The organism is Streptomyces sp. NPDC014995, assembly GCF_043080745.1.
Lineage (GTDB): Bacteria > Actinomycetota > Actinomycetes > Streptomycetales > Streptomycetaceae > Streptomyces.
The window spans coordinates 388,860-408,735 of the sequence record NZ_JBIBVX010000005.1 but is presented as its reverse complement, the minus strand read 5'-3'; the positions used below and the strand labels follow the sequence as shown (position 1 = coordinate 408,735).

The following is a 19,876-nucleotide window of genomic DNA, read 5'->3' as shown; positions in this document are numbered from 1 at the left end:
CTTACTGACCGGTCCGGGGCCTGATGACCTTCCCGGTCTCGGTGGTCGGCAGTTCCGCCCTGGAGGCGAAGGCGTGGGGGACCCAGGAGGGCGACAGCCGTTCCCGGCAGAAGCGCTCCAGTTTGTCGAGGTCGACCGTGTCGGGTGTCACCGTCGCGCTGATCCGCTGGCCGAGGACGGGATCGTCCACACCGGACACCAGACAGGAGGCGACGTCCGGGAAGGCGAGCAGGACGGCTTCGATCTCCTCGGGGCTGACCTTGGCGCCCGCGACGTTGATGCTGGTGGACAGGCGCCCGGCGAGGACGAGGTGCCGCCCTTCCCGCCGGGCCAGGTCACCGGTGGTGAATCCGTCCCGCAGCGGGGTCGCGTCGACGGTCCCGCCCTCGGCGTAGCCGAGCATCATCGACGGCGACCTGACGGTCACCAGCCCGGTCACGGCGTCCCCCGGCACCGCGGGGGAGCCGCCGTCACCGCCCCCGGCGGCCTCCGGGACCGGGGACAGTTCCACCTCCACACCGGGCAGGGGCGCGCCGGGTCCGGCGGAGCCGGGCTGCCACGGGGCGGGGCTGCTCACGCAGATCGGCCCGGTCTCCGTGGTCCCGTAGACCTGGCCGACGTGCCCGCCGAGCCGGGTCGCGACCAGTTCGGCGGTGTGCGCGTCTAGCGCCATGCCGGCGGAGAGGAAGCCGACCGCGGGGCCGTCGTGCGGGCGGCTGCGGGCGGCCTTGGCGAGCAGCCGCAGCATGGGGGGCACACCGACGAACAACGTCACGTCCCCGGCGGCGAGTTCGCGCAGCAGCAGGCGCGGCTTGTCGGGGGTCAGATAGCGCACGGGCGCGCCCGCCAGCGTCGCGGCGACGGCGCACAGCCCGAAGCCGTACGCGTGCTGGAGCGGTACGGGGCAGACCAGCCGGCTCTTCGGCCCCAGCCCCAGGGCCGTGCGGTAGTTCTCCGCCTCGGCCAGCAGGGCGGCGGCGGAGCGCAGCGCGACCCGGGGGTACCCGGTGGTTCCCGAGGTGATCTGCGCCGTCGCCGCCTCGTCGAAGGCGTGGCGGCGCGCTCCGTCCCGGCCGCCGCTCAGGGTCCGGGTCCCCCAGTCCACGGCCGTGACCGGGAAGGCCGCCGACGACTCGGGCGGGGCCGAGAGGAAGTCGAGCGGACAGCGTTCCTGGATCCGCTGGAGCTCCCACGGTGTCAGCCGGCGCGAGAGCGGAACGGCGACCGCGCCGGTGGCGATGATCGCGAACACGTCGCTGACGAACTCGGCCGCGGGCCAGGCGACGGTTCCCACCAGAGTGCCGGCCCCGACGCCGGCCTCACGCAGGTCACGGGCCTTGGCGTCGACGCGCTCGACCAGCTGCCCCGCGCCGGTGGTCCCCGAGCCGTCACTGATCAGCGGCGCGTCCTGCGAACGGGCGCCCCGGGCCCGCAGCAGGGAGAGCAGCTCGGCACGCGCGGCGGTCATCCGAGACCGGTCAGCGCGCGCCGCAGCGCCCCTGCCGCCTTGTCGAGGACGTCCCCGGTGTGCGCGGTGCTCAGGAACCACGGTTCCAGCGCGTTGGGGTGGAAGTAGACGCCTTCCCGCTGGGCCAGGGTCTGGAACCGGCGGTGCCGGGAGAAGTCGACGACCTCGGCGAGGTCGCGCAGGGTCTCGCCCTTCTCCAGCGGTTTCCTGAGCAGGGCCACGCACATCAGGGTGCCGACCCGGTTGATGTGCACGGGCCGCTTCTCCGCGGCGAAGACCTCGCGCACGGCGTCCTCCGCGCCGGCGCCGATGTCCTCCAGTTCGTCGTACAGGCCGGACAGCGCGCGGATCTTGGTCAGTACGGTGACGACCGCGCGCAGGGCCGCGTGGTTCCCGGCGTAGACGCCGGCGTGGTGCGCCTCGTTCGTGGCGAGCATCCGCATCGCGGCCTTCCGCCCGCCGAACGCGGCGACGGGGAACCCCCCGCCCATGACCTTGGACAGGACGGTGAGGTCGGGCTCGACGCCGTACCGCTCCTGCGCCCCTCCGCGGGCGACCCGGAACCCGGTGATCACCTCGTCGAAGATCAGCATCGCGCCGCTGCGCGAGGTGAGGTCGCGCAGCAACTGGAGGAAGCCGGGCACCGGGGCGATCACACCGGCATTGGCCAGCACCGGCTCCAGGATGACGGCCGCTATCCGGTCGCCGTCCCGTGCGAAGAGCTCCTCGACGGCCTCGGCGTCGTTCCACGGCAGTTGCGCGGTGTGGGCGAGTGCCTCGGGGATCATTCCCGGCGCGCCCGCGACGACGTCCGTCGGCCGGGTGCCCTGTATCTGGAGCGTGGTCTTGCCCGCGCGCAGGACGGTCTCGCTCCAGCCGTGGTAATGGCCTTCGAACGTGACCACCAGCGAGCGGCCCGTGGTGGCGCGGGCCAGTCGCAGCACGGAAGCGACCGCCTCCGTGCCGGAATTGGCGAACCTGACCTGCTCCACGCCCGGCACCAGTTCGGCGACCAGGGATCCGGCCTCGGCGTCCAATTCGTGCGGCAGGCCGGTCATGTGGCCCTTCGCGAACTGGTCGGCCACGGCGTCGGCCACGTCGCGGTCGGCGTAACCGAAGAGATGGGGACCGTAGCCCATGTTGAAGTCCACGATCTCGCTGTCCTCGACATCCCGGATCAGGCAGCCTTCGGCACGCCGCACGACCAGTGGCACGGGAACGGCCGCCGCACGCATGCTGCTGCTGACACCGCCGGCGATGACCTCTTTGATGTCCTCCAGACAATCAGCATTCGTCCGACGTTCGGCGTCCATGGCACCCACTGAAAACCTCCAGCTTCGTCGGCCTGATCCGGCATCACAGAATGCCCCAGGGTTTTCGGGGCCGACAGCGGTCGTTGCCGGAATGGCCGGATCACGGGGGTGATCGGCCTGTCTTGGGTGGCAGTATCGGATGGGTGATCGGCTCGCGGTGCGGAGGGGGGAATGTGATGTCGTCTCGGGGCGTCGCCGTGGTCACGGGGGCGGGATCGGGCCTCGGCGCCGCCGTCGCCGTACGGCTGGCCGCCACCCACGACCTGGTGCTGACCCACCTGACCAGGGACGCCGGACTCGCCGACACCGCCGAGCAGGTGTCGGCGGCCGGTGCGGACGTCCTGGCCACCGTGGTCGGGGACCTCACACGCGAGGAGACCGTGGACCGTCTCGGGGCAGCCATGGCCGCGTACGGCGAGAGGCTGGACGTCCTCGTGTGCAACGCCGGGGCGTACACGTACACGCCCTGGCAGGACACCGGATGGGACGAGGTGCGCTCGGCGGTGGACGTCAACCTGCTCGCGCACATCGCCTGCGCCCGAGCCGCCACACCCCATTTGGTGGCGCGCGGAACGGGCCGGATCGTGGCCGTTTCCACGGTGCTCACGCGGATCGGGCGGGTGGAACTCGTCCCGTACATCGCGGCGAAAGGCGGACTGGAGGCATTCGTTCGCGCCCTGGCCCGCGAACTCGGCCCGCACGGCATCACGGTGAATTCCGTCAGACCCGGGCCGATCGAACTGACTACCCGTCAGAGGTCCCACCCGGATTACCCGTCCTGGCGGCAACGGGAATTCGCCCGGCAATGCATCAAACGGCATGGACGTCCGGAAGACGTGGCCGCGGCCGTGGCGTTTCTGACTTCTCCCGAAGCCGGTTTCATCACGGGTCAGAGCCTGACCGTGGACGGCGGCTGGGATCTCAACTGACCTGCCCCGGCGCAGGCCGATCCGAGGAACCATGACGCGAATGGCGCATGAACAGGCACAGAACCCCACCACCCGGATACTGCTGGTGCGGCATGCCCAGTCGCATGCCAGCGTGAAGAAACTGATCGCGGGTTCCCGCACGTGTCCCGGCCTCACGGAGCTGGGGCGGGAACAGGCCGCGCAGCTCGCGGCCCGACTGGCGGCCGAACGACCGCGGCCGCAGGCGCTGTTGACCAGTCCGGTGCGCAGAGCCCGCGAGACGGCCGAGGTCCTGGCGAGCGGTCTGGGACTGGGGGCACCGGTCGTCGAGGCGGAGGCGCGGGAACTCGACTTCGGGGTGGCCGACGGTCTGTCCATCGCCGAATACCACCGCGTCCACGGGGCGTTCGACATGACCGTCCATCCCGACCGGCCCTTCGCCGCCGGCGGCGAGACGTGGAACGGGTTCCAGGCCCGGGCCGGCCGTGTCGTCAACGGTCTGGTGTCCGCTCACCGGGGCGGGACGGTCGTCGTGGTGTGCCATGCCGGCCTCATCGTCGCGGTGATGTCCGCGCTGCTGGACGTCGTGCCACCCGTGTTGTTCACGGACACGACACCCGCGGCGACGTCGATCAACGAATTCGTCCACGACGGCTCGCGGTGGCGCCTGCACCGTTTCGACGACGCGAAGCACCTCGACGCGGCCGCGTGAGGAAAGCCGGTCCGTCCGGACGGCGACCGCCCCGGAAGCGGACGGCGGCGTCCCGGCCCACCGGCCGCCGCGCCGGCCTCACTGCTGCGGGCCGCGCTTGCGTTCCATCATGTGGCGGCCCAGCGCCTTCTTCTGCTTCCAGTTGCGCAGGATCTCCGCGTTCAGCCGCGCGTCGCTCCGGGCGGCGATCCGCTCGTTCTCGCGGAGCAACTTGTGGTAGTTCTCCAGCCGCCGCAGGGACAGCGCCCCCTCGTCGACCGCCGCGAGCACCGCGCACCCGGGCTCGCTCCGGTGCGAGCAGTCGTGGAAACGGCAGTCCCGGGCAAGGGCCTCGACGTCGGTGAAGGCCCGCGCGACACCGCTGTCGGCCTCCCACAGTCCCACGCCGCGCAACCCCGGGGTGTCGATCAGGACACCGCCGCCCGGCAACGGCAGGAGATCGCGGGTCGTCGTCGTGTGCCGGCCCTTGCCGTCACCGTCACGGGTGGCGTCGACCCGCTGCGCGTCCGTTCCCGTGAGCGCGTTGGCGAGAGTGGACTTGCCGGCACCGGACTGACCGAGGAGAGCGGCCGTGCCGTCGATGAGGGCGGCGAGTGTGTCCATGCCCTGCCCCGTGGCCGCGCTGACCGGCAGCACGCGCGCGCCGGGGGCCACCCGCTCCGTGTCCTCGACGAGGTAGGACAGCGTCACCGGGTCGGGGACCAGATCGGCCTTGGTGAGGACCACCACCGGTTGCCCGCCGCTCTCCCAGGCCAGGGAGAGGAAACGCTCGACGCGCCCGAGATCCAGTTCGTCGGCGAGCGAGACGGCGATGAGTACCTGGTCGATGTTGGCGGCCAGGACCTGACCGTCGGACCGCTGCGAGGAGACGGCGCGGACGAACGCGGTGCGCCGCGGCAGCAGCGCCCGTGCGACCCCCTGGTCCAGGTCGAGTGCCACCCAGTCGCCGGTGCAGGGGTTGAGCAGGGGGTCGGGGGAGGCGACGGGCCCCGCGCCCACCCGTACGGACGTCACCCGCCCGTCCTCGGCGACGGTGACGGCCTCGCAGCTCCCGCGGTCGACCCGCACGACACGACCGGGCCGCAGACCGTCGGCCTCGTGGGGGGCGAAGTCGGTCGCCAACGCGTCGTTCCAGCCGTACGGGCGGAGCGGATGGGAGGCAGTGGATGTGGTCAAGCTCGCCCCTCCAGAGGGGTGCCGGGGCAGCGGAACCGGCGACGGGTGGGGGAATACCGCTTGCTCAGACCCGCAGTCTAGTCCCCGCGCGGGTGACGGCCCGCCCCGATCGCGGCCGACGTGGCAGGGCTCTCGGGGCGGCCGGGAGTGCCGTTCCCGCCCTCGGCGGCGCCGCGGGGAGGTGACGTAGGGCCACGACTCTGTGAGCGTGCACAGGGAAAATTCGTTTCGTTCTCTTGTCAGGGGATCGAAGGTCGGGTTACCTACTCGTTGCTCACGGGTGTCAGTCGAGACCTTCTCTGTGCACGTTCACGGAACAGCTGACATCATGCCGCCGATCCTCCGGGAGCACGACATGCCCTCCTCCGCCCCGTTCGACCGCCCGCCATCCGCCCACGGGAACGATGACACCCCGGAGCGGTGGCCGCGGAAGGCGGGGGAGGAAGACATCCGGCCGCTCCGGGGGCCGGCGTCGAGCCGGTGTCCCTCCCCGCGGACCGTGGCGCCGCCCGCCCGGATCTGCCGCGCCCACCCCGAGGGCCTGCCGGTCACCCGCGAAGGAAGCCCGTCGCGGCCGCGGCTCACGCGGCGCCACCGTCGTCCGGCGGCGCGGCCCCCCGCCCGACCGGCGCCGGCCTGACACGCGTCGTGGACTCCCGCTCACCGGCATCGGCGGCACCCCCGCCGAACTGCCCCGCGACGGCGAACTCGCCGTACCAGAAGGCGAGTCGGACGCCTTCCGCCGCGCCCTCGACACACCCCAGAGGCCGAGGCGCTCCTGCCGGGCGGCACCGGGGCCGCCGTCCCGGCCGCGCGGTCGGGGTCCTCCGCGACCCGCGCCGACCAGGCACCTCGCGCCCGGCGCGGGCCGAGGGTGAGCCGGCCACGGTTCCGTGCACCCACCACGGCGGGCGGGCGCCCGGGCGTCGGGCAGTTCCCGCCCACGGCAGTACGCCGCCCCGTGCGGCCCCGTGTCACCGCGGAGCCGCACCCCCGGAGCCGACTCCCCTCCTGAAAGGACCCTTGACATGCGCAGACGCAGCATTCTCACCGCGGCCGGCGCCGCGGCGCTGGCGGTGCCCACCCTGGGCGCCGTACCCGCCGTCGCGAGCACCGCGCCCGGCGGCGCCGCACCCCGCCGCCTGCCGATCCGCGGCATGGACATCTCCTCGCTGCCCAAGAACGAGGACCACGGCGCCGTCTACCGCCGGGCCGACGGCCGCCGCGACGACCCGATCCGCATCCTCGCCGACGCGGGCATCACCCACGCCCGCCTGAAGGTCTGGGTGAACCCGGCCGACGGCTACAACGACAAGAAGCGCGTGTTGCCGCTGGCCCGGCGTCTGAAGCGGGCGGGCATCGGCATCTGGGTCGACTTCCACTACTCCGACACCTGGGCCGACCCGGCCCACCAGTCCAAGCCCGCCGCCTGGGCCGACCTGGACGTGGCCGGTCTGACCCGGGCCGTGTACGACCACACCGCCGACGTCCTCGGCGCCCTCAAGCGCCAGGGCACGCCCGCCGACCTGGTGCAGATCGGCAACGAACTCAACGGCGGCATGCTCTGGCCGACCGGCAACTGGGAGCACTGGGACAACCTGGCCGCCTTCCTCAAGGCCGGCCTGCGCGCCGCGCGCGACACCACCCCGCGCATCCGCACCATCCTCCACCTGGCCAACGGCGGCGACAACGGCCTGTACCGGTGGTGGTTCGACAACGCGGTGTCCCACGGCGTCGACTTCGACGTCATCGGCCTGTCCTACTACCCCTTCTGGCACGGCTCCGTGGACCGGGCCGCCGCCAACATGGCCGACATCACCGCCCGTTACGGCAAGCCCTGCGTGATCGCCGAGACCGCGTACCCGTTCACGCTGAGCAGCGAGGACGAGATCAACGACATCATGAACAGTCCCTCCCAGCTCACCGAGGGCTACCCCGCCACGCCCCAGGGGCAGGCCGCATGGCTGCGCGCGGTGGCCGACCTGTCGGCCGCCGTCCCCGACGGCCGGGGCCTCGGCCACTGCTACTGGGAAGGCGCGTGGACCTACCGCGCCGGCAGCGGCTGGAACCCGGAGGACCCGAGGTCGGGCAACGCGTGGGAGAACCTCGCCCTGTTCGACTTCGACGACAAGGCGCTGCCGGGCCTGCGCACCCTCGGCCGCTACCGCTCCTGACCCCGCCCCGTCGGCGTCCGGCCACCGGACGCCGACGGGCCCGCACCTCCGTGCCGGTGCCCGGAACGCACCCCGCCACCAGCGGATGGGAGGCAGGCGAGACGGAGAGGGGCCAGGTCGTAGGCGTAGCGGCCGCGCCCTGGTAAAGGGGTGTGGCGAGGAAACAGTCGCCGAAGCGACCACAACCAAACTCGATCGAACAAACCGATCGGCGGATGCGGGGAAGGCTGAACGTCACGCGGGGCCCCTTATCCAGGCTCTGTCCTTGACGACCGGCATGGGCCGGACCTGCGACCGGGGCACTCACCTTGCCGCCGGACCGGACGTCACCGGCCGGTCCGCAGCAGTGGGAAGCCCCGGTCATCCGGTGTCCCACCAGCGTGGATGTGCCCCGGGTGCGCCCCGTGGGAGGCAGTCGTGACGGCCCTCACCGCACGGCCGCCGAACGGAAGTTGAGCTGTGAGAACCCTTGACGTACGCCCGTCGGCTGCGTAGACATGACCGCGCGATCAGACCGCGCGGCCACATCGCTGACCTCGTTCGTTGCAGGACCACGGCCACAGGGAGACGCCATGACACCAGGAGTGGGGCGCGGCGCGGGCGCTCCCGCGCCGCGCAGTGCGGACGTCGCACGGCTGTCGGGGGTGTCCCGAAAGACGGTCTCCCGGGTCCTCAACAACGAGTCGTACGTCTCCGGCGAGGCCCGCCGGCGTGTCCTCGCGGCCGCCGAGGAACTCGGCTACCGGCTGAACCATGCCGCCAGGGCGCTGGCCTCCGGACGCACTCGCTCCATCGGTGTCGTCGCTCTCGGCACCGCGGGATACGGAACCGCCTCCCTGCTCGTGGGCATTGAACGGGCCGTACGGGACGCGGGGTATGCCCTCCGCGTGGTCAACACGGCGGACGGCGACCCGGAAGGCATCACGGGCGCCGTGGAGTCACTCCTCGACCAGGGCGTGGACGGCGTGGTCGTCTCCCAGCCGATCGTGAAAGGAGAAGTCCCCCTCCGCGTCGACGTGCCGGTCCTCTTCCTCGGAGCACCACCCGCCTTCACCGCCACCCGGACGCTGACCGTGGGTGTGGGCGCCCGTGAACTGGCGCGGGCGGCCACCGAACACCTGCTGGACCTGGGACACGAGACCGTCCATCACCTCGCCGGCCCACGGCGGTGGTACGCCACCAAGGACCGCATCGAGGGATGGCGGGCGGCACTCGCCGCACGAGGCGCGCACGAACCGCCCCTGCTCAACGGTGACTGGTCGGCCGCATCCGGCTACGCGGCGGGTCGCGAGCTGGCCTCGGACCCCTCCGTGACCGCGCTGTTCGCCGCGGGCGACGAGATGGCCATCGGCCTGATCCACGCCCTGCGGGAAGCCGGGCGGCACGTGCCGGAGGACATCAGTGTCGTCGGGTTCGACGGCGACCCGGTCTTCGCCCACGTCTCCCCACCTCTGACCACCGTCCGTCAGCCCTTCGACGCCGCCGCACGCGAAGGCATCCGGCTTCTCGTGCACGCCATCGAGAAGCCCGACACCGAGCTGCCGCGGGCGGGCGACCCACCGGTCGAACTCGTCGTCCGCGGCTCGACCGCGCCCCCACCGCCCCGCCGGGGCCGGACGGCACTCCGCACCACCTGAACACCCGCCCCACACTCCCCGGGCCCACACCCCAAAGCCCGGGGCACCGCGTCCGTCACCCGCCCGCCGGCCGTCTCACCGTGACGCTTCCGGCCGGGCTGCACGACGACGTCACCGGACCCTCCGTGCCGACCGACGCGCGCTCACCCACCGGACTTCGCCGCTCCCCGGCCCGATCAGTGCCGGGAACGGCGGGCACCCCACCACCACCCCCGTCCCCGTCATGGGAGCCGCACATGTCCCCTGCCCAGCCAGGTGCCAGACCCGGCGCCGCCCCGCGCCCCCGCCCCTCCACACTCCTGTTCCTGTTGCTCGCCCTCGCCGTCGCCGCGGCGACACTGGTTCTCCCCGCCGCGGGCAGGGCGGACGCCATCTCCCGCCCCGCCCAGACCCTGTACACCCCGCCGGCCGACGCGCCCGCCCCCGGCTCGCTCTACCCGCGCGGACTGCGCCTGCGGTACAACGGCTCGGCCAACGGCACCCTCCTCGCCACCTTCGAGCAGTACACCAACGGCACCCCGGTCTTCCCCATCTACCGCAGCACCGACAACGGCACCTCCTGGACCAGGATCTCCGAGGTCGCCGACACGCAGAACGGCTGGGGCATGCGCTGGCAGCCCGAGCTGTTCGAACTCCCCAGGGCCATGGGCGGCTTCCCCGCCGGGACCATCCTGGCCGCGGGTGACTCGGTGCCCGCCGACCGGGGCGGCAGCAAGATCGACCTGTACGCCAGCACCGACCGCGGGCAGACCTGGAGCTTCGTCACCAACATCGCCACCGGCGGCCGGGCGATCTCCAGCAACGGGTACACCCCTGTCTGGGAGCCCTTCTTCCTGGTCTCCGGTGACCGGCTGATCGTCTACTACTCCGACCAGCGCGACACCGACCACGGCCAGAAGATCGTCCACCAGGTCTCGACGGACGTCCGCACCTGGGGCACGGTCGTGGACGACGTGGTGATGCCGACCTACGCGGACCGGCCCGGCATGCCGGTGGTCACCCGCCTGCCCAACGGCAACCACGTCATGACGTACGAGTACTGCAACGCGCCCGAGGGCCGCTGCTCCGTGTACTACAAGATCTCCTCCGACCCGGAGGCGTTCGGCTCCGTCACCGGCCGGGTGCTGCGGTCGACCGACGGCACCATCCCCAGCGGGGCACCCTTCGTCACCTGGCTGCCCACCGGCGGTCCCAACGGCACCCTCGTGGTGAGCGGCGACACCGAGGAAGACCTTTTCCTCAACACCGACAACGGCGCCCCCAACGCCTGGACCCGCATCCGCGCCAACGTCCCCCGCGGCTACAGCCGCGGCCTGCTTCCCCTGGCCGACGGCCACAGCTTGATGGTCTTCAGCGCCGGCCGCGGGGGATCGAGCCTGAATCCCGTCCGGTACAGCGTCATCGACCTGGGCGGCGGCATCTCCGACGGCGCCACCTACACCGTCTCCAACGCGAACAGTGACCTGAGGCTCACCATCGCGGGCGGCTCCACCGGCAACGGCGCCTACGCGACCCAGCAGAACGCCACCAACGCCACCGACCAGCAATGGCGCTTCGAGCGACAGCCCTCCGGGTACTTCGAGATCTCCAACGTCGCCACCGGCAAGGTCCTCGGCGTGGAGAACCAGTCCACCGCCGACGGAGCCAGGGTCCTCCAATGGGACGACAACGGCACCCTCGACCACGAATGGGCCGTCGCCCCCCACCCGGCCGGCGGCTACACCCTCACCAACCGCGTCACCGGCAAGTACCTCGAAATACCCGGCGCCTCCACCACCGCCGGCACCACAGCCGTCCAGTGGAGCAACACCGGCTGCGCCTGCCAGCGCTGGGACCTCGACCAGACCGCCCTGCCGCCCCTCGGAACCGGTCAGTACGTCCTCGTCAACAAGAACAGCGGCAAGTACCTCGACATCCCCGGCGCCTCCACCGCCACCGGCACCGCGGCCGACCAGTGGCGGAACTCCGCCTGCACGTGCCAGCTGTTCACCTTCCAGTCCGCCGGCAACGGAGCCTGGACCATCAGGAACGTCAGCAGCAACCTCAACCTCGACGTCCGCAACTCCTCCGGCACGGCGGGCGCGGCCATCGTCCAGAACACCGCCTCCAGCGCCGACTCCCAGAAGTGGACCCTCGGCGACGCGGGCGACGGCTACTACCGACTCCGGAACGTGAACAGCACCCTCGTCGCCGGCGTCGCGCAGTCCTCCACCGCCGACGGCGCGGCCGTCGTCCAGTGGAACAGCCTCGACCTGGACGACCAGCTCTGGAAGATCGTCCGTATCAACTGATCCCACGCAAGGCAGGGTGACCGGCATCCCGCCCGCCGGGCTCGCCGACCGACCAGGTCCGCGAGCCCGGCCACCCCGCGACCTCTCTCCCTCCCCGCCGTGGTCTTCGGCGTAACGCGCCACGAAGACCTTCTGCTTCGACTCTTCGGAAGTGAGTTCTGACATGACAGGTTTGCCCAGCCGCCGACAGGTGCTCGGCGGGGCGGCCGGCGGAGTGCTGGCCTCGCTGGCCGGGATCCCGCTTGCCGGTTCCGCGTCCGCCGCCACGACGTACACCGCACCGGATCCCCGTGTGTGGATCCACCTCAACAACGGGTGGCGGTTCATCAGATCGGACGTCACCGGCGCGCAGGCGCCCGCATTCAACGACTCCGGATGGGCGTCGGTCACCACGCCCCACACCTGGAACGCGGTCGACGGTGCCGACGGCGGCAACAACTACTACCGCGGAGTGGGCTGGTACCGCCGCCACTACACCGTGCCGTCCGATTTGGCGGGAAAGAGGCTGTACCTGCAGTTCGCCGGGGTCAACCAGGTCGCCGACGTCTGGGTCAACGGCACGTACCTCGGGCAGCACAAGGGCGGATACTCCCGCTTCAGGTTCGACGCCACCGCCGTGCTCGTCCCCGGACAGGACAACGTGATCGCGGTGAAGGTGACCAACGCCCGCGACACCAACATCGCGCCGGTGGGCGCGGACTACACCTTCCAGGGCGGCATCTACCGCAACGTGAGCCTGTGGGCCGTGGACGACCTGCACGTGCGGATGACGGACTACGCGGGCCCCGGCGTGTATCTACGGCAGAGCAACGTGACCGCGGCGTCGGCCACGGTCACCGTGACGACGAAGCTGTGGAACGACAGCAGCACCACCAGATCGGTGGTCGTCCGCACCGTCATCGCCGACACGAGCGGAACCGTCGTCGCGGAGACCAGCAACACCGCGCAGACCGTCCCCGCAGCCACCGGCGCGGAGATCCGGCAGACCCTGCGCATCGACAACCCACGCCTGTGGAACGGCCTGGCGGATCCCTACCTCCACAACGCCAGCGTCGAGATCCATGACGTCACCGCGGGCGGGGACAGGATCACGGATGTGGTGACCGAACGCCTGGGCCTGCGCTCCCTCGCCGTCGACGCCGACACCGGCTTCCACCTCAACGGCCGCCACCTCCACCTGCACGGCGTCAACCTGCACCAGGACCGGGCCGTCAAGGGCTGGGCGATATCCGACGCCGACCACACACAGGACCTCGACCTCATCAGCGAGATCGGCGCCAACGCCATCCGGATGGCGCACTACCAGCACGACCAGAAGGACTACCACCTCGCCGACGAACGCGGGCTGCTCGTGTGGGCGGAGATCCCGCTGGTCGACATCGTCACCGACTCGGCCGCCTTCACCACCAGCACCCAGAACCAACTGCGCGAGCTGATCCGGCAGAACTACAACCACCCCTCGATCGCCTTCTGGGGCATCGGCAACGAACTCCTCGACTACAACGGCACCGCCACGAACAGGCTGCTCGCGTCACTGGCCGCCATCATCGAAGCCGAGGACCCCGACCGCCTCTCCACCTACGCGGTGCGCGGCGAGGACCCCGACAACGCGCAGGCGGGGCTGCACACGCAGACCACCGGCTTCAACAAGTACTACGGCTGGTACTACGGCTCCAAGGACGGCGACCTCGGTGCCTGGGCGGACACCCTGCACGCCACCTCCCCGTCCCGCAGGATCGCCATGTCGGAGTACGGCGTCGGCGCCAGCACCACCCAGCACGCCCTCAACCCGCCCAAGCCCGCACCGGGCGGATCCTGGCACCCCGAGGAGTACCAGTCGCTCTTCCACGAGGCGGCCTGGAAGCAGCTCGCCGCCCGTCCGTACATCTGGGGCACGTTCGTCTGGGCCATGTTCGACTTCGCCTCCGACGGCCGCAACGAAGGGGACCGGCCCGGCATCAACGACAAGGGCCTGGTCACCCGCGACCGGCAGATCCGCAAGGACGCCTTCTACTGGTACAAGGCCAACTGGGCGAGCACCCCGACCCTGTACATCACCAGCCGCCGCTGGACCCAGCGCACCGACGCCACCACCGAACTCAAGGTCTACTCCAACGCGGACAAGGTCACCGCCACCCTCAACGGCACATCCCTGCCCACCCTCAGCAGCAGCGACCACATCTTCAGATGGCCCAGCATCACCTTGAGGCCCGGGCAGAACACCGTGACCGTCACCGCGACCATCAACGGCTCCACCTACACCGACAGCGTCACCTGGACACTCGGCTGAGAACCTGAGGGGCGGACCCCGCCGGCCCGCGTGGACGGCGTGCGGTTCCTGGGCCATACGGACGGCGTGGCCTCGTACCGACTGCCGTCCCGCTCGCCGCGCCCGCGCCCGCTCCCACGACCGGAGGATCGCGCCGCAGCCGGCAGCGGGCGCCGGTGACAAGGGTGGAGTCAGGGCCGTCCTCGCACCGCGGCACCGCCCGCGGGCCCAACACCCCGAGTTCCGTACGGAGATGGCCGCCGAGCCCGGCGGCGGCACCGGTCGGTATCGGGGCGGGAGGATGCACGGCAAAACCAGTGCGATCCGTTGACTCCGCGCGGCGGGGGCCCTAGCTTCAGCGCCGGTCGGTTCGGCAGATCGTGCATTGTTCGGTATATCGACCGCTCTTCTCTGTGTTCGGTTGTCGCGCCCTCCGGAAGGAACCCGCATGCCCCTTCAGCAGTTCGCCCCCCACGCAAGACGCCTGTGCAGAGCCGTCCTGGTCCGTGGCGCGGTGCTCGCGATGGCCGCCGGCGCACTGGTCGGCCTCCAGCAGCAAGGGAGCACCGACCTCGACCGGGCGCAACCGGTCGCGGTGACCTCCAACCAGATCGCGGTGCCTCCCGCGCCGATGGGCTGGGCCTCGTGGAACACCTTCGCCGCCAAGATCGACTACAACGTGATCAAGACGCAGGTCGACGCGTTCGTCGCGGCCGGCCTGCCGGAGGCCGGCTACCAGTACATCAACCTCGACGAGGGCTGGTGGCAGGGCACCCGTGACAGCGCGGGCAACATCACCATCGACGAGACCGAGTGGCCCGGCGGTATGAGCGCCATCGCCGACTACATCCACAGCAAGGGCCTCAAGGCCGGCATCTACACCGACGCGGGCAAGGACGGCTGCGGCTACTACTTCCCGACGGGCCGCCCGGCCGCGCCCGGCAGCGGCAGCGAGGGCCACTACGAGCAGGACATGCTCCAGTTCTCCCAGTGGGGCTTCGACTACGTCAAGGTCGACTGGTGCGGCGGCGATGTCGAGAAGCTCGACGCGAAGTCCACCTACCAGGCCATCAGCGACGCGGTCGCCAAGGCGTCGGCCACCACGGGCCGCCCGCTGACCCTGTCGATCTGCAACTGGGGCAAGCAGAACCCGTGGAACTGGGGCGCCGGCATGGCAGCCCTGTGGCGCACCAACACCGACATCATCTTCCACGGCAACTCGCCGTCGTGGGACAGCATGCTCACCAACTTCGACACGAACGTGCACCCCTCGGCGCAGCACACCGGCTACTACAACGACCCGGACATGCTCATGGTCGGCCTGGACGGCTTCACCGCCGCCCAGAACCGCAGCCACATGAACCTGTGGGCCATCTCGGGCGCCCCGCTCCTCGCCGGCAACAACCTGGCGACGATGAGCACGCAGACGCGCGACATCCTCACCAACCCCGAGGTCATCGCGGTCGACCAGGACTCGCGGGGCCTCCAGGGCGTCAAGGTCGCCGAGGACACCACCGGACTGCAGGTCTACGGCAAGGTCCTCTCCGGCACCGGCAAGCGGGCCGTCGTCCTGCTCAACCGCACGGGCAGCGCGCAGAACATGACCGTGCGCTGGTCCGACCTCGGCCTGACCAACGCCTCCGCCACGGTCCGCAACCTCTGGACACGCTCCACCGTGGGCAGCTTCGGCACCGGCTACACCGTCTCCGTCCCTGCCAGGGACTCGGTGATGCTCACGGTCACCGGCGGCACCGAGGCCGCGAGTTCCGCGTACGAGGCCGAGGCCACCACCAACACCAAGGCCGGCTCCGCGGCCAACGCCACCTGCGCGAACTGCTCCGGCGGTACCAAGGTGGGCGGTGTCGGCAACGGCGCCGCCAACACGCTGCGCTTCAACAACGTCACGGCCGGGGCCACGGGCACCAAGGTCGTCGACATCGCCTACACCAACGGCAGCGGAGCGGCCCGTACGGCCCGCCTCCAGGTCAACGGACAGCAGGCCACCACGGTGTCCTTCCCGCCGACCGGCTCCTGGACCACGCCCGGCACCGTCTCGGTCGAGGTCTCCCTGGCCAAGGGCTCGTCGAACACGCTGACGTTCTCCAACTCCACCGCCTGGACACCGGACTTCGACGCCATCCAGGTCCGCCCGCTGCCGGGCGCGAACGGCACCCAGGTGGTCGGGGGACAGTCGAACCGCTGCCTCGACATCAACAACTACACCATCACCAACGGCACCGACGCGCAGCTGTGGGACTGCAACGGCGGTGAGAACCAGGCGTGGAACAACGTCACGTCCCGCAAGCAGCTCGTGCTCTACGGCAACAAGTGCCTGGACGCCTACAACCGCGGCACGACCGACGGCACCCGGGTCGTCATCTGGGACTGCACCGGCCAGACCAACCAGCAGTGGAACGTCAACGCGGACGGCACCATCACCAACGTGAACGCCGGCCTCTGCCTGAACGCCTCGGGCGCGGGAACCGCCAACGGCACCAAGCTCGTCCTGTGGACCTGCAACGGCGGCAACAACCAGAAGTGGACCCTGCCGTAGCGCCGTAGCGCCGTAGCCGCGCGGCGTACGTGAATCACGAGGGGCCCGGTCCGGACGGCGGAGCGGCCCCCCTTTCCCGCGAAGGTGAAGGCGCGGTGCATCACGGCCCTCGCACAGGGCCGCGGGGCGCCGGCACGCATCACCCCGTGAGCCGGCCGACAGCACGTCACCGCTCGTTCACTGAACGTGGGCCGGGTCGGCGGTCCACCGGGAGGACCGTGCGCCCCGGCGGGTCAGCCGGCGGTCCCGGCAGTTGGCACCGACCACCTGCTGGGGCGGCATGTCGTGCCGGCGTTCGCCGTGGGGCACTCCCTCACCTCGACACTGGTTTCTCGGATGGAGATCGACGGGGTTGGCCGGGTGACGAAGTGCGTGACTCGCCCGCTCACGCCGTCCCCGAGGACGACCGAGCTCAGCCCCGGCCGAACTGCACCTCGGCCCACCGGCTGGTCCCGCGGGCGGTCACCGATATCCCGCACCGGTCGGACAGGGCGGTGACGATGCCGAGGCCCCGGCCATGCTCGTCCGGGTCCACGGGGGCAGCGGACACTCCCGCCAGGGCCGCGGGACCCCTGTCGGTGACTTCGACGCGTACGGCTCTGCGCGGGTCCGCCTCCCTCCGTGAGAGCGTCAGCGTCGCCGGGGGCAGGGCGTGGACGATCGCGTTGGTGAGGAGCTCGGAGGCGATCAGCACCACGTCTTCGGCGACCTCTCCGGCCAGGTTCCATCCGGCGAGGGCTGCGCGCACGCGTCGGCGCACCGCCTGGACGGCCCCCGAGCTGTGGGGGAGCGGAAAGACGTGTTCGACTTCCCCGCGAAGCGCGGCGTCGAGCTGCGCTGTTGCCATGAGTCCTCCTCCTGAGGGAAGCGTGGCCGGCTGCAAGCCGGACGTCATGGCACGCTATGGAGGGAAATGCGGCCAGTCAACGAATGACGGTCGGCATTACCGAACGTCAGTCCAAAACCGGAAATTTCGGACTACTATCGCTTCGTGGTGGCCAGTCCAGTCCAGTCCATAGAACGAGCGGCGGCGATCTTGCGCCTGCTCGCCGGCGGCTCCCGTCGGCTGGGGCTGGGCGAGGTGGCGTCCTCGCTGGGGCTGGCCAAGGGCACCGCCCACGGCATCCTGCGCACCCTACAACACGTGGACTTCGTGGAACAGGACGCGGCGACCGGGAAATACCAGCTCGGGGCGGCTCTGCTGCACCTGGGCACCAGTTACCTCGATGTCAACGAGCTGCGCTCGCGATCGATCAACTGGGCCGACGCCCTGGCCGCCCGTAGCGGGGAAGCCGTCCGCCTGGGCACCCCCCTGGAGGGCAAGGTGCTCGTCATCCACCACGTCTTCCGGCCGGACGACACCTTCCAGACCCTGGACGTGGGCGCGCTGCTGCCGCTGCACGCCTCCTCGCTCGGCAAGGTCCTGCTGGCCTTCGGGGCCACACCCGTCGCCCCCTTGCTGGACGCCGAGCTGGAGGCGTACACCCGGCACACCCTGGTCCAGCCACAGCAGCTCAACCGGGCGCTCGTCGAGATACGAGAGCTCGGCTGGGGCGCCGAAGCGCAGGAAATGAGCATGGGCGAAGCCGGAGTCGCCGCGCCGATCCGGGGGCACGGCGGCCTCGTGGTGGGCGCGATCGGGGTGTCCGGCCCCGTCGAGCGGATCTGTGACACCAAAGGCCGGTTCCAGCCGGCCCTGATCACCGTGCTACGGGAGGCAGCACGCGCGATCTCCAGAGACCTGGGCGCGGCCCGCTGGTAGCCCCGAGCACCTCCGCGGCCCTTCGGAAGGCAGGTCCGACATGGTGGAACGGTATGTGATGTCCATCGACCAGGGCACCACCTCCACACGGTGCATCCTGTTCGACCACGCCGGGCGGCTTGCGTCGGTCGCCCAGCGGGAGCACCAGCAGTACTTCCCCCGTCCCGGCTGGGTCGAGCACGACGCCGTCGAGATCTGGCGCAATCTCCAGCGCGTCGTCCCCGAGGCACTGTCGAACGCCCGGATAGACGCGGAGCAGATCTCCGCCATCGGGATCGCCAACCAGCGCGAGACGACGGTGCTCTGGGACCCGCGCACCGGCGTCCCGCTCGGCAGGGCGATCGTCTGGCAGGACACCCGCACCGCCCCGCTCGTCGAGGACCTGACGAAACAGCCCGGAGACGAGTTCTTCATCGAACGCTGCTGCCTCCCCCCGTCGACCTACTTCTCCGCGCCCCGTATCCGCTGGCTGTTCGACCACGTCGAGGGACTGGAGCGGCGCGCCCGGGACGGCGAGGTGCTGTTCGGCACCATGGAGACCTGGCTGATCTGGAACCTCACCGGTGGTACGGACGGTGGCCTGCACATCACCGACGCCACCAACGCCAGCCGCACCATGCTCATCGACATCCGGACGCTGACCTGGCACGAAGGGCTGATGGACTTCTTCGGTGTGCCGCGCCCCATGCTGCCGGAGATCCGGCCCTCGGCCGCGAGCTACGGCGAGGCCCGCGCGGTGCTCCCGGGGGTTCCCCTCACGGCCGCCCTCGGTGACCAGCAGGCGGCTCTGTTCGGACAGACCTGCTTCTCGCCCGGCGAGGCGAAATGCACCTACGGAACCGGCAGTTTCTTGATGATGAACACCGGCACCGACGTCGTCCGCTCCCGCCACGGGCTCCTCACCACCGTCGCGTACAAGATCGCGGACCAGGAGACGGTCTACGCCCTGGAAGGCCCGATCGCCGTCACCGGCTCGCTGGTCCAGTGGTTCCGTGACCGTCTGGGCCTGATCAACAGCGCACCCGAGATCGAGACGCTGGCGCGCACCGTCGAGGACAACGGCGGCTGCTACATCGTCCCCGCGTTCTCCGGTCTGTTCGCACCGCACTGGCGCAGCGACGCCCGGGGCGTCATCGTCGGCCTCACGTCGTACATCACGAAGGGGCACCTGGCCCGGGCCGCGCTGGAGGCCACCGGCTGGCAGACACGGGAGGTCGTCGACGCCATGAACGCCGACTCCCCGTTCGTCCTGGAGCAACTCAAGGTCGACGGAGGCATGACATCCGACCACCTGCTCATGCAGATCCTGGCCGACGTGCTCGACGTCCCCGTGGTGCGGCCCCTGGTCGCCGAGACGGTGTCGCTGGGCGCGGCCTACGCCGCCGGCCTCGCGGCCGGCTACTGGCCGGACCTGGAGGTCCTGCGCCGCAACTGGCACCGGGCCGCCCAGTGGCTGCCGGACATGGAAGGCGAACGGCGGGAGTGGGAGTACGAGTGCTGGCAGCGCGCCGTCGAGCGGTCCCTGGGATGGATCCGACCGCCGAAGCGCTCATGACCTGTCGACGGCGGTGGCGGGGAACCCGCCCGGGGGCCGCGCCAGTCGCCGAAGGCC

The 19,876-nt window shown here is 71.0% G+C and carries 13 protein-coding genes; 9 read left to right on the top strand and 4 right to left on the bottom strand.

What is annotated here, in order from left to right; genetic code table 11:
* Window position 1: 1 nt before the first annotated feature.
* Complete coding sequence (locus ACF1A1_RS13505) at window positions 2–1,468, bottom strand: class I adenylate-forming enzyme family protein (protein ID WP_391999562.1); 1,467 nt, start codon at window positions 1,466–1,468, stop codon at window positions 2–4.
* Window positions 1,465–2,781, bottom strand: coding sequence for an aspartate aminotransferase family protein (locus ACF1A1_RS13500; RefSeq protein WP_391999561.1), 1,317 nt, complete (start codon window positions 2,779–2,781; stop codon window positions 1,465–1,467). Before ACF1A1_RS13500 ends, ACF1A1_RS13505 begins: the two co-directional genes overlap by 4 nt.
* Window positions 2,782–2,957: 176 nt before the next feature.
* On the opposite strand from ACF1A1_RS13500, the gene ACF1A1_RS13495 reads away from it, so the two are divergent.
* Together ACF1A1_RS13495 and ACF1A1_RS13490 are read left to right on the top strand one after the other, a co-directional pair.
* Complete coding sequence (locus ACF1A1_RS13495; protein ID WP_391999559.1) at window positions 2,958–3,710, top strand: SDR family NAD(P)-dependent oxidoreductase; 753 nt, start codon at window positions 2,958–2,960, stop codon at window positions 3,708–3,710.
* Between the two features lie 40 nt (window positions 3,711–3,750).
* Window positions 3,751–4,401 (top strand): histidine phosphatase family protein, encoded by a 651-nt coding sequence (locus ACF1A1_RS13490; RefSeq protein ID WP_391999557.1) that lies wholly within the window; start codon window positions 3,751–3,753, stop codon window positions 4,399–4,401.
* A 78-nt stretch (window positions 4,402–4,479) separates the two neighbouring features.
* On the opposite strand, the gene rsgA is transcribed toward ACF1A1_RS13490, so the two are convergent.
* A complete protein-coding gene (rsgA, locus tag ACF1A1_RS13485) occupies window positions 4,480–5,577 on the bottom strand; it encodes a ribosome small subunit-dependent GTPase A (protein WP_391999555.1) in 1,098 nt (365 codons plus the stop codon).
* Window positions 5,578–6,605: 1,028 nt separating this feature from the next.
* Between rsgA and ACF1A1_RS13480 the strand changes: the two genes are divergently transcribed.
* The 5 genes from ACF1A1_RS13480 (at window position 6,606) to ACF1A1_RS13460 (ending at window position 16,502) form a co-directional block, all read left to right on the top strand.
* Window positions 6,606–7,751, top strand: a complete 1,146-nt coding sequence (locus ACF1A1_RS13480; protein ID WP_391999553.1) for an arabinogalactan endo-beta-1,4-galactanase — start codon at window positions 6,606–6,608, stop codon at window positions 7,749–7,751.
* A gap of 572 nt (window positions 7,752–8,323) precedes the next feature.
* A complete protein-coding gene (locus tag ACF1A1_RS13475) occupies window positions 8,324–9,388 on the top strand; it encodes a LacI family DNA-binding transcriptional regulator (protein WP_391999552.1) in 1,065 nt (354 codons plus the stop codon).
* A 236-nt stretch (window positions 9,389–9,624) separates the two neighbouring features.
* A complete protein-coding gene (locus tag ACF1A1_RS13470) occupies window positions 9,625–11,679 on the top strand; it encodes an RICIN domain-containing protein (RefSeq protein ID WP_391999551.1) in 2,055 nt (684 codons plus the stop codon).
* A 163-nt stretch (window positions 11,680–11,842) separates the two neighbouring features.
* On the top strand, window positions 11,843–13,969 hold the full coding sequence (locus tag ACF1A1_RS13465) for a glycoside hydrolase family 2 TIM barrel-domain containing protein (RefSeq protein ID WP_391999550.1): 2,127 nt from the start codon (window positions 11,843–11,845) through the stop codon (window positions 13,967–13,969).
* Window positions 13,970–14,396: 427 nt separating this feature from the next.
* Window positions 14,397–16,502: a ricin-type beta-trefoil lectin domain protein gene (locus ACF1A1_RS13460; protein ID WP_391999548.1), complete on the top strand. Its 2,106-nt coding sequence runs from the start codon at window positions 14,397–14,399 to the stop codon at window positions 16,500–16,502.
* Between the two features lie 412 nt (window positions 16,503–16,914).
* On the opposite strand, the gene ACF1A1_RS13455 is transcribed toward ACF1A1_RS13460, so the two are convergent.
* The gene (locus ACF1A1_RS13455) at window positions 16,915–17,349 is read right to left on the bottom strand and encodes an ATP-binding protein (protein WP_391999546.1); all 435 of its coding nucleotides are present in this window, start codon (window positions 17,347–17,349) and stop codon (window positions 16,915–16,917) included.
* A 147-nt stretch (window positions 17,350–17,496) separates the two neighbouring features.
* Here ACF1A1_RS13455 and ACF1A1_RS13450 point away from each other — a divergent pair, with 147 nt between their 5' ends.
* Together ACF1A1_RS13450 and glpK are read left to right on the top strand one after the other, a co-directional pair.
* Window positions 17,497–18,264, top strand: coding sequence for an IclR family transcriptional regulator (locus ACF1A1_RS13450; RefSeq protein ID WP_391999641.1), 768 nt, complete (start codon window positions 17,497–17,499; stop codon window positions 18,262–18,264).
* 40 nt (window positions 18,265–18,304) lie between these two features.
* Window positions 18,305–19,819: a glycerol kinase GlpK gene (gene glpK, locus ACF1A1_RS13445; RefSeq protein WP_391999544.1), complete on the top strand. Its 1,515-nt coding sequence runs from the start codon at window positions 18,305–18,307 to the stop codon at window positions 19,817–19,819.
* Window positions 19,820–19,876 lie beyond the last annotated feature (57 nt).

What these genes read in the sequence shown, in the direction of transcription:
- ACF1A1_RS13505 (WP_391999562.1), bottom strand. Translation starts at nt 1,468, where the DNA reads ATGACCGCCGCGCGTGCCGAGCTGCTCTCCCTGCTGCGGGCCCGGGGC.
- ACF1A1_RS13455 (WP_391999546.1), bottom strand. Translation starts at nt 17,349, where the DNA reads ATGGCAACAGCGCAGCTCGACGCCGCGCTTCGCGGGGAAGTCGAACAC.
- ACF1A1_RS13475 (WP_391999552.1), top strand. Translation starts at nt 8,324, where the DNA reads ATGACACCAGGAGTGGGGCGCGGCGCGGGCGCTCCCGCGCCGCGCAGT.
- ACF1A1_RS13500 (WP_391999561.1), bottom strand. Translation starts at nt 2,781, where the DNA reads ATGGACGCCGAACGTCGGACGAATGCTGATTGTCTGGAGGACATCAAA.
- ACF1A1_RS13470 (WP_391999551.1), top strand. Translation starts at nt 9,625, where the DNA reads ATGTCCCCTGCCCAGCCAGGTGCCAGACCCGGCGCCGCCCCGCGCCCC.
- ACF1A1_RS13465 (WP_391999550.1), top strand. Translation starts at nt 11,843, where the DNA reads ATGACAGGTTTGCCCAGCCGCCGACAGGTGCTCGGCGGGGCGGCCGGC.
- ACF1A1_RS13495 (WP_391999559.1), top strand. Translation starts at nt 2,958, where the DNA reads ATGTCGTCTCGGGGCGTCGCCGTGGTCACGGGGGCGGGATCGGGCCTC.
- ACF1A1_RS13490 (WP_391999557.1), top strand. Translation starts at nt 3,751, where the DNA reads ATGGCGCATGAACAGGCACAGAACCCCACCACCCGGATACTGCTGGTG.
- ACF1A1_RS13480 (WP_391999553.1), top strand. Translation starts at nt 6,606, where the DNA reads ATGCGCAGACGCAGCATTCTCACCGCGGCCGGCGCCGCGGCGCTGGCG.
- ACF1A1_RS13460 (WP_391999548.1), top strand. Translation starts at nt 14,397, where the DNA reads ATGCCCCTTCAGCAGTTCGCCCCCCACGCAAGACGCCTGTGCAGAGCC.
- glpK (WP_391999544.1), top strand. Translation starts at nt 18,305, where the DNA reads ATGGTGGAACGGTATGTGATGTCCATCGACCAGGGCACCACCTCCACA.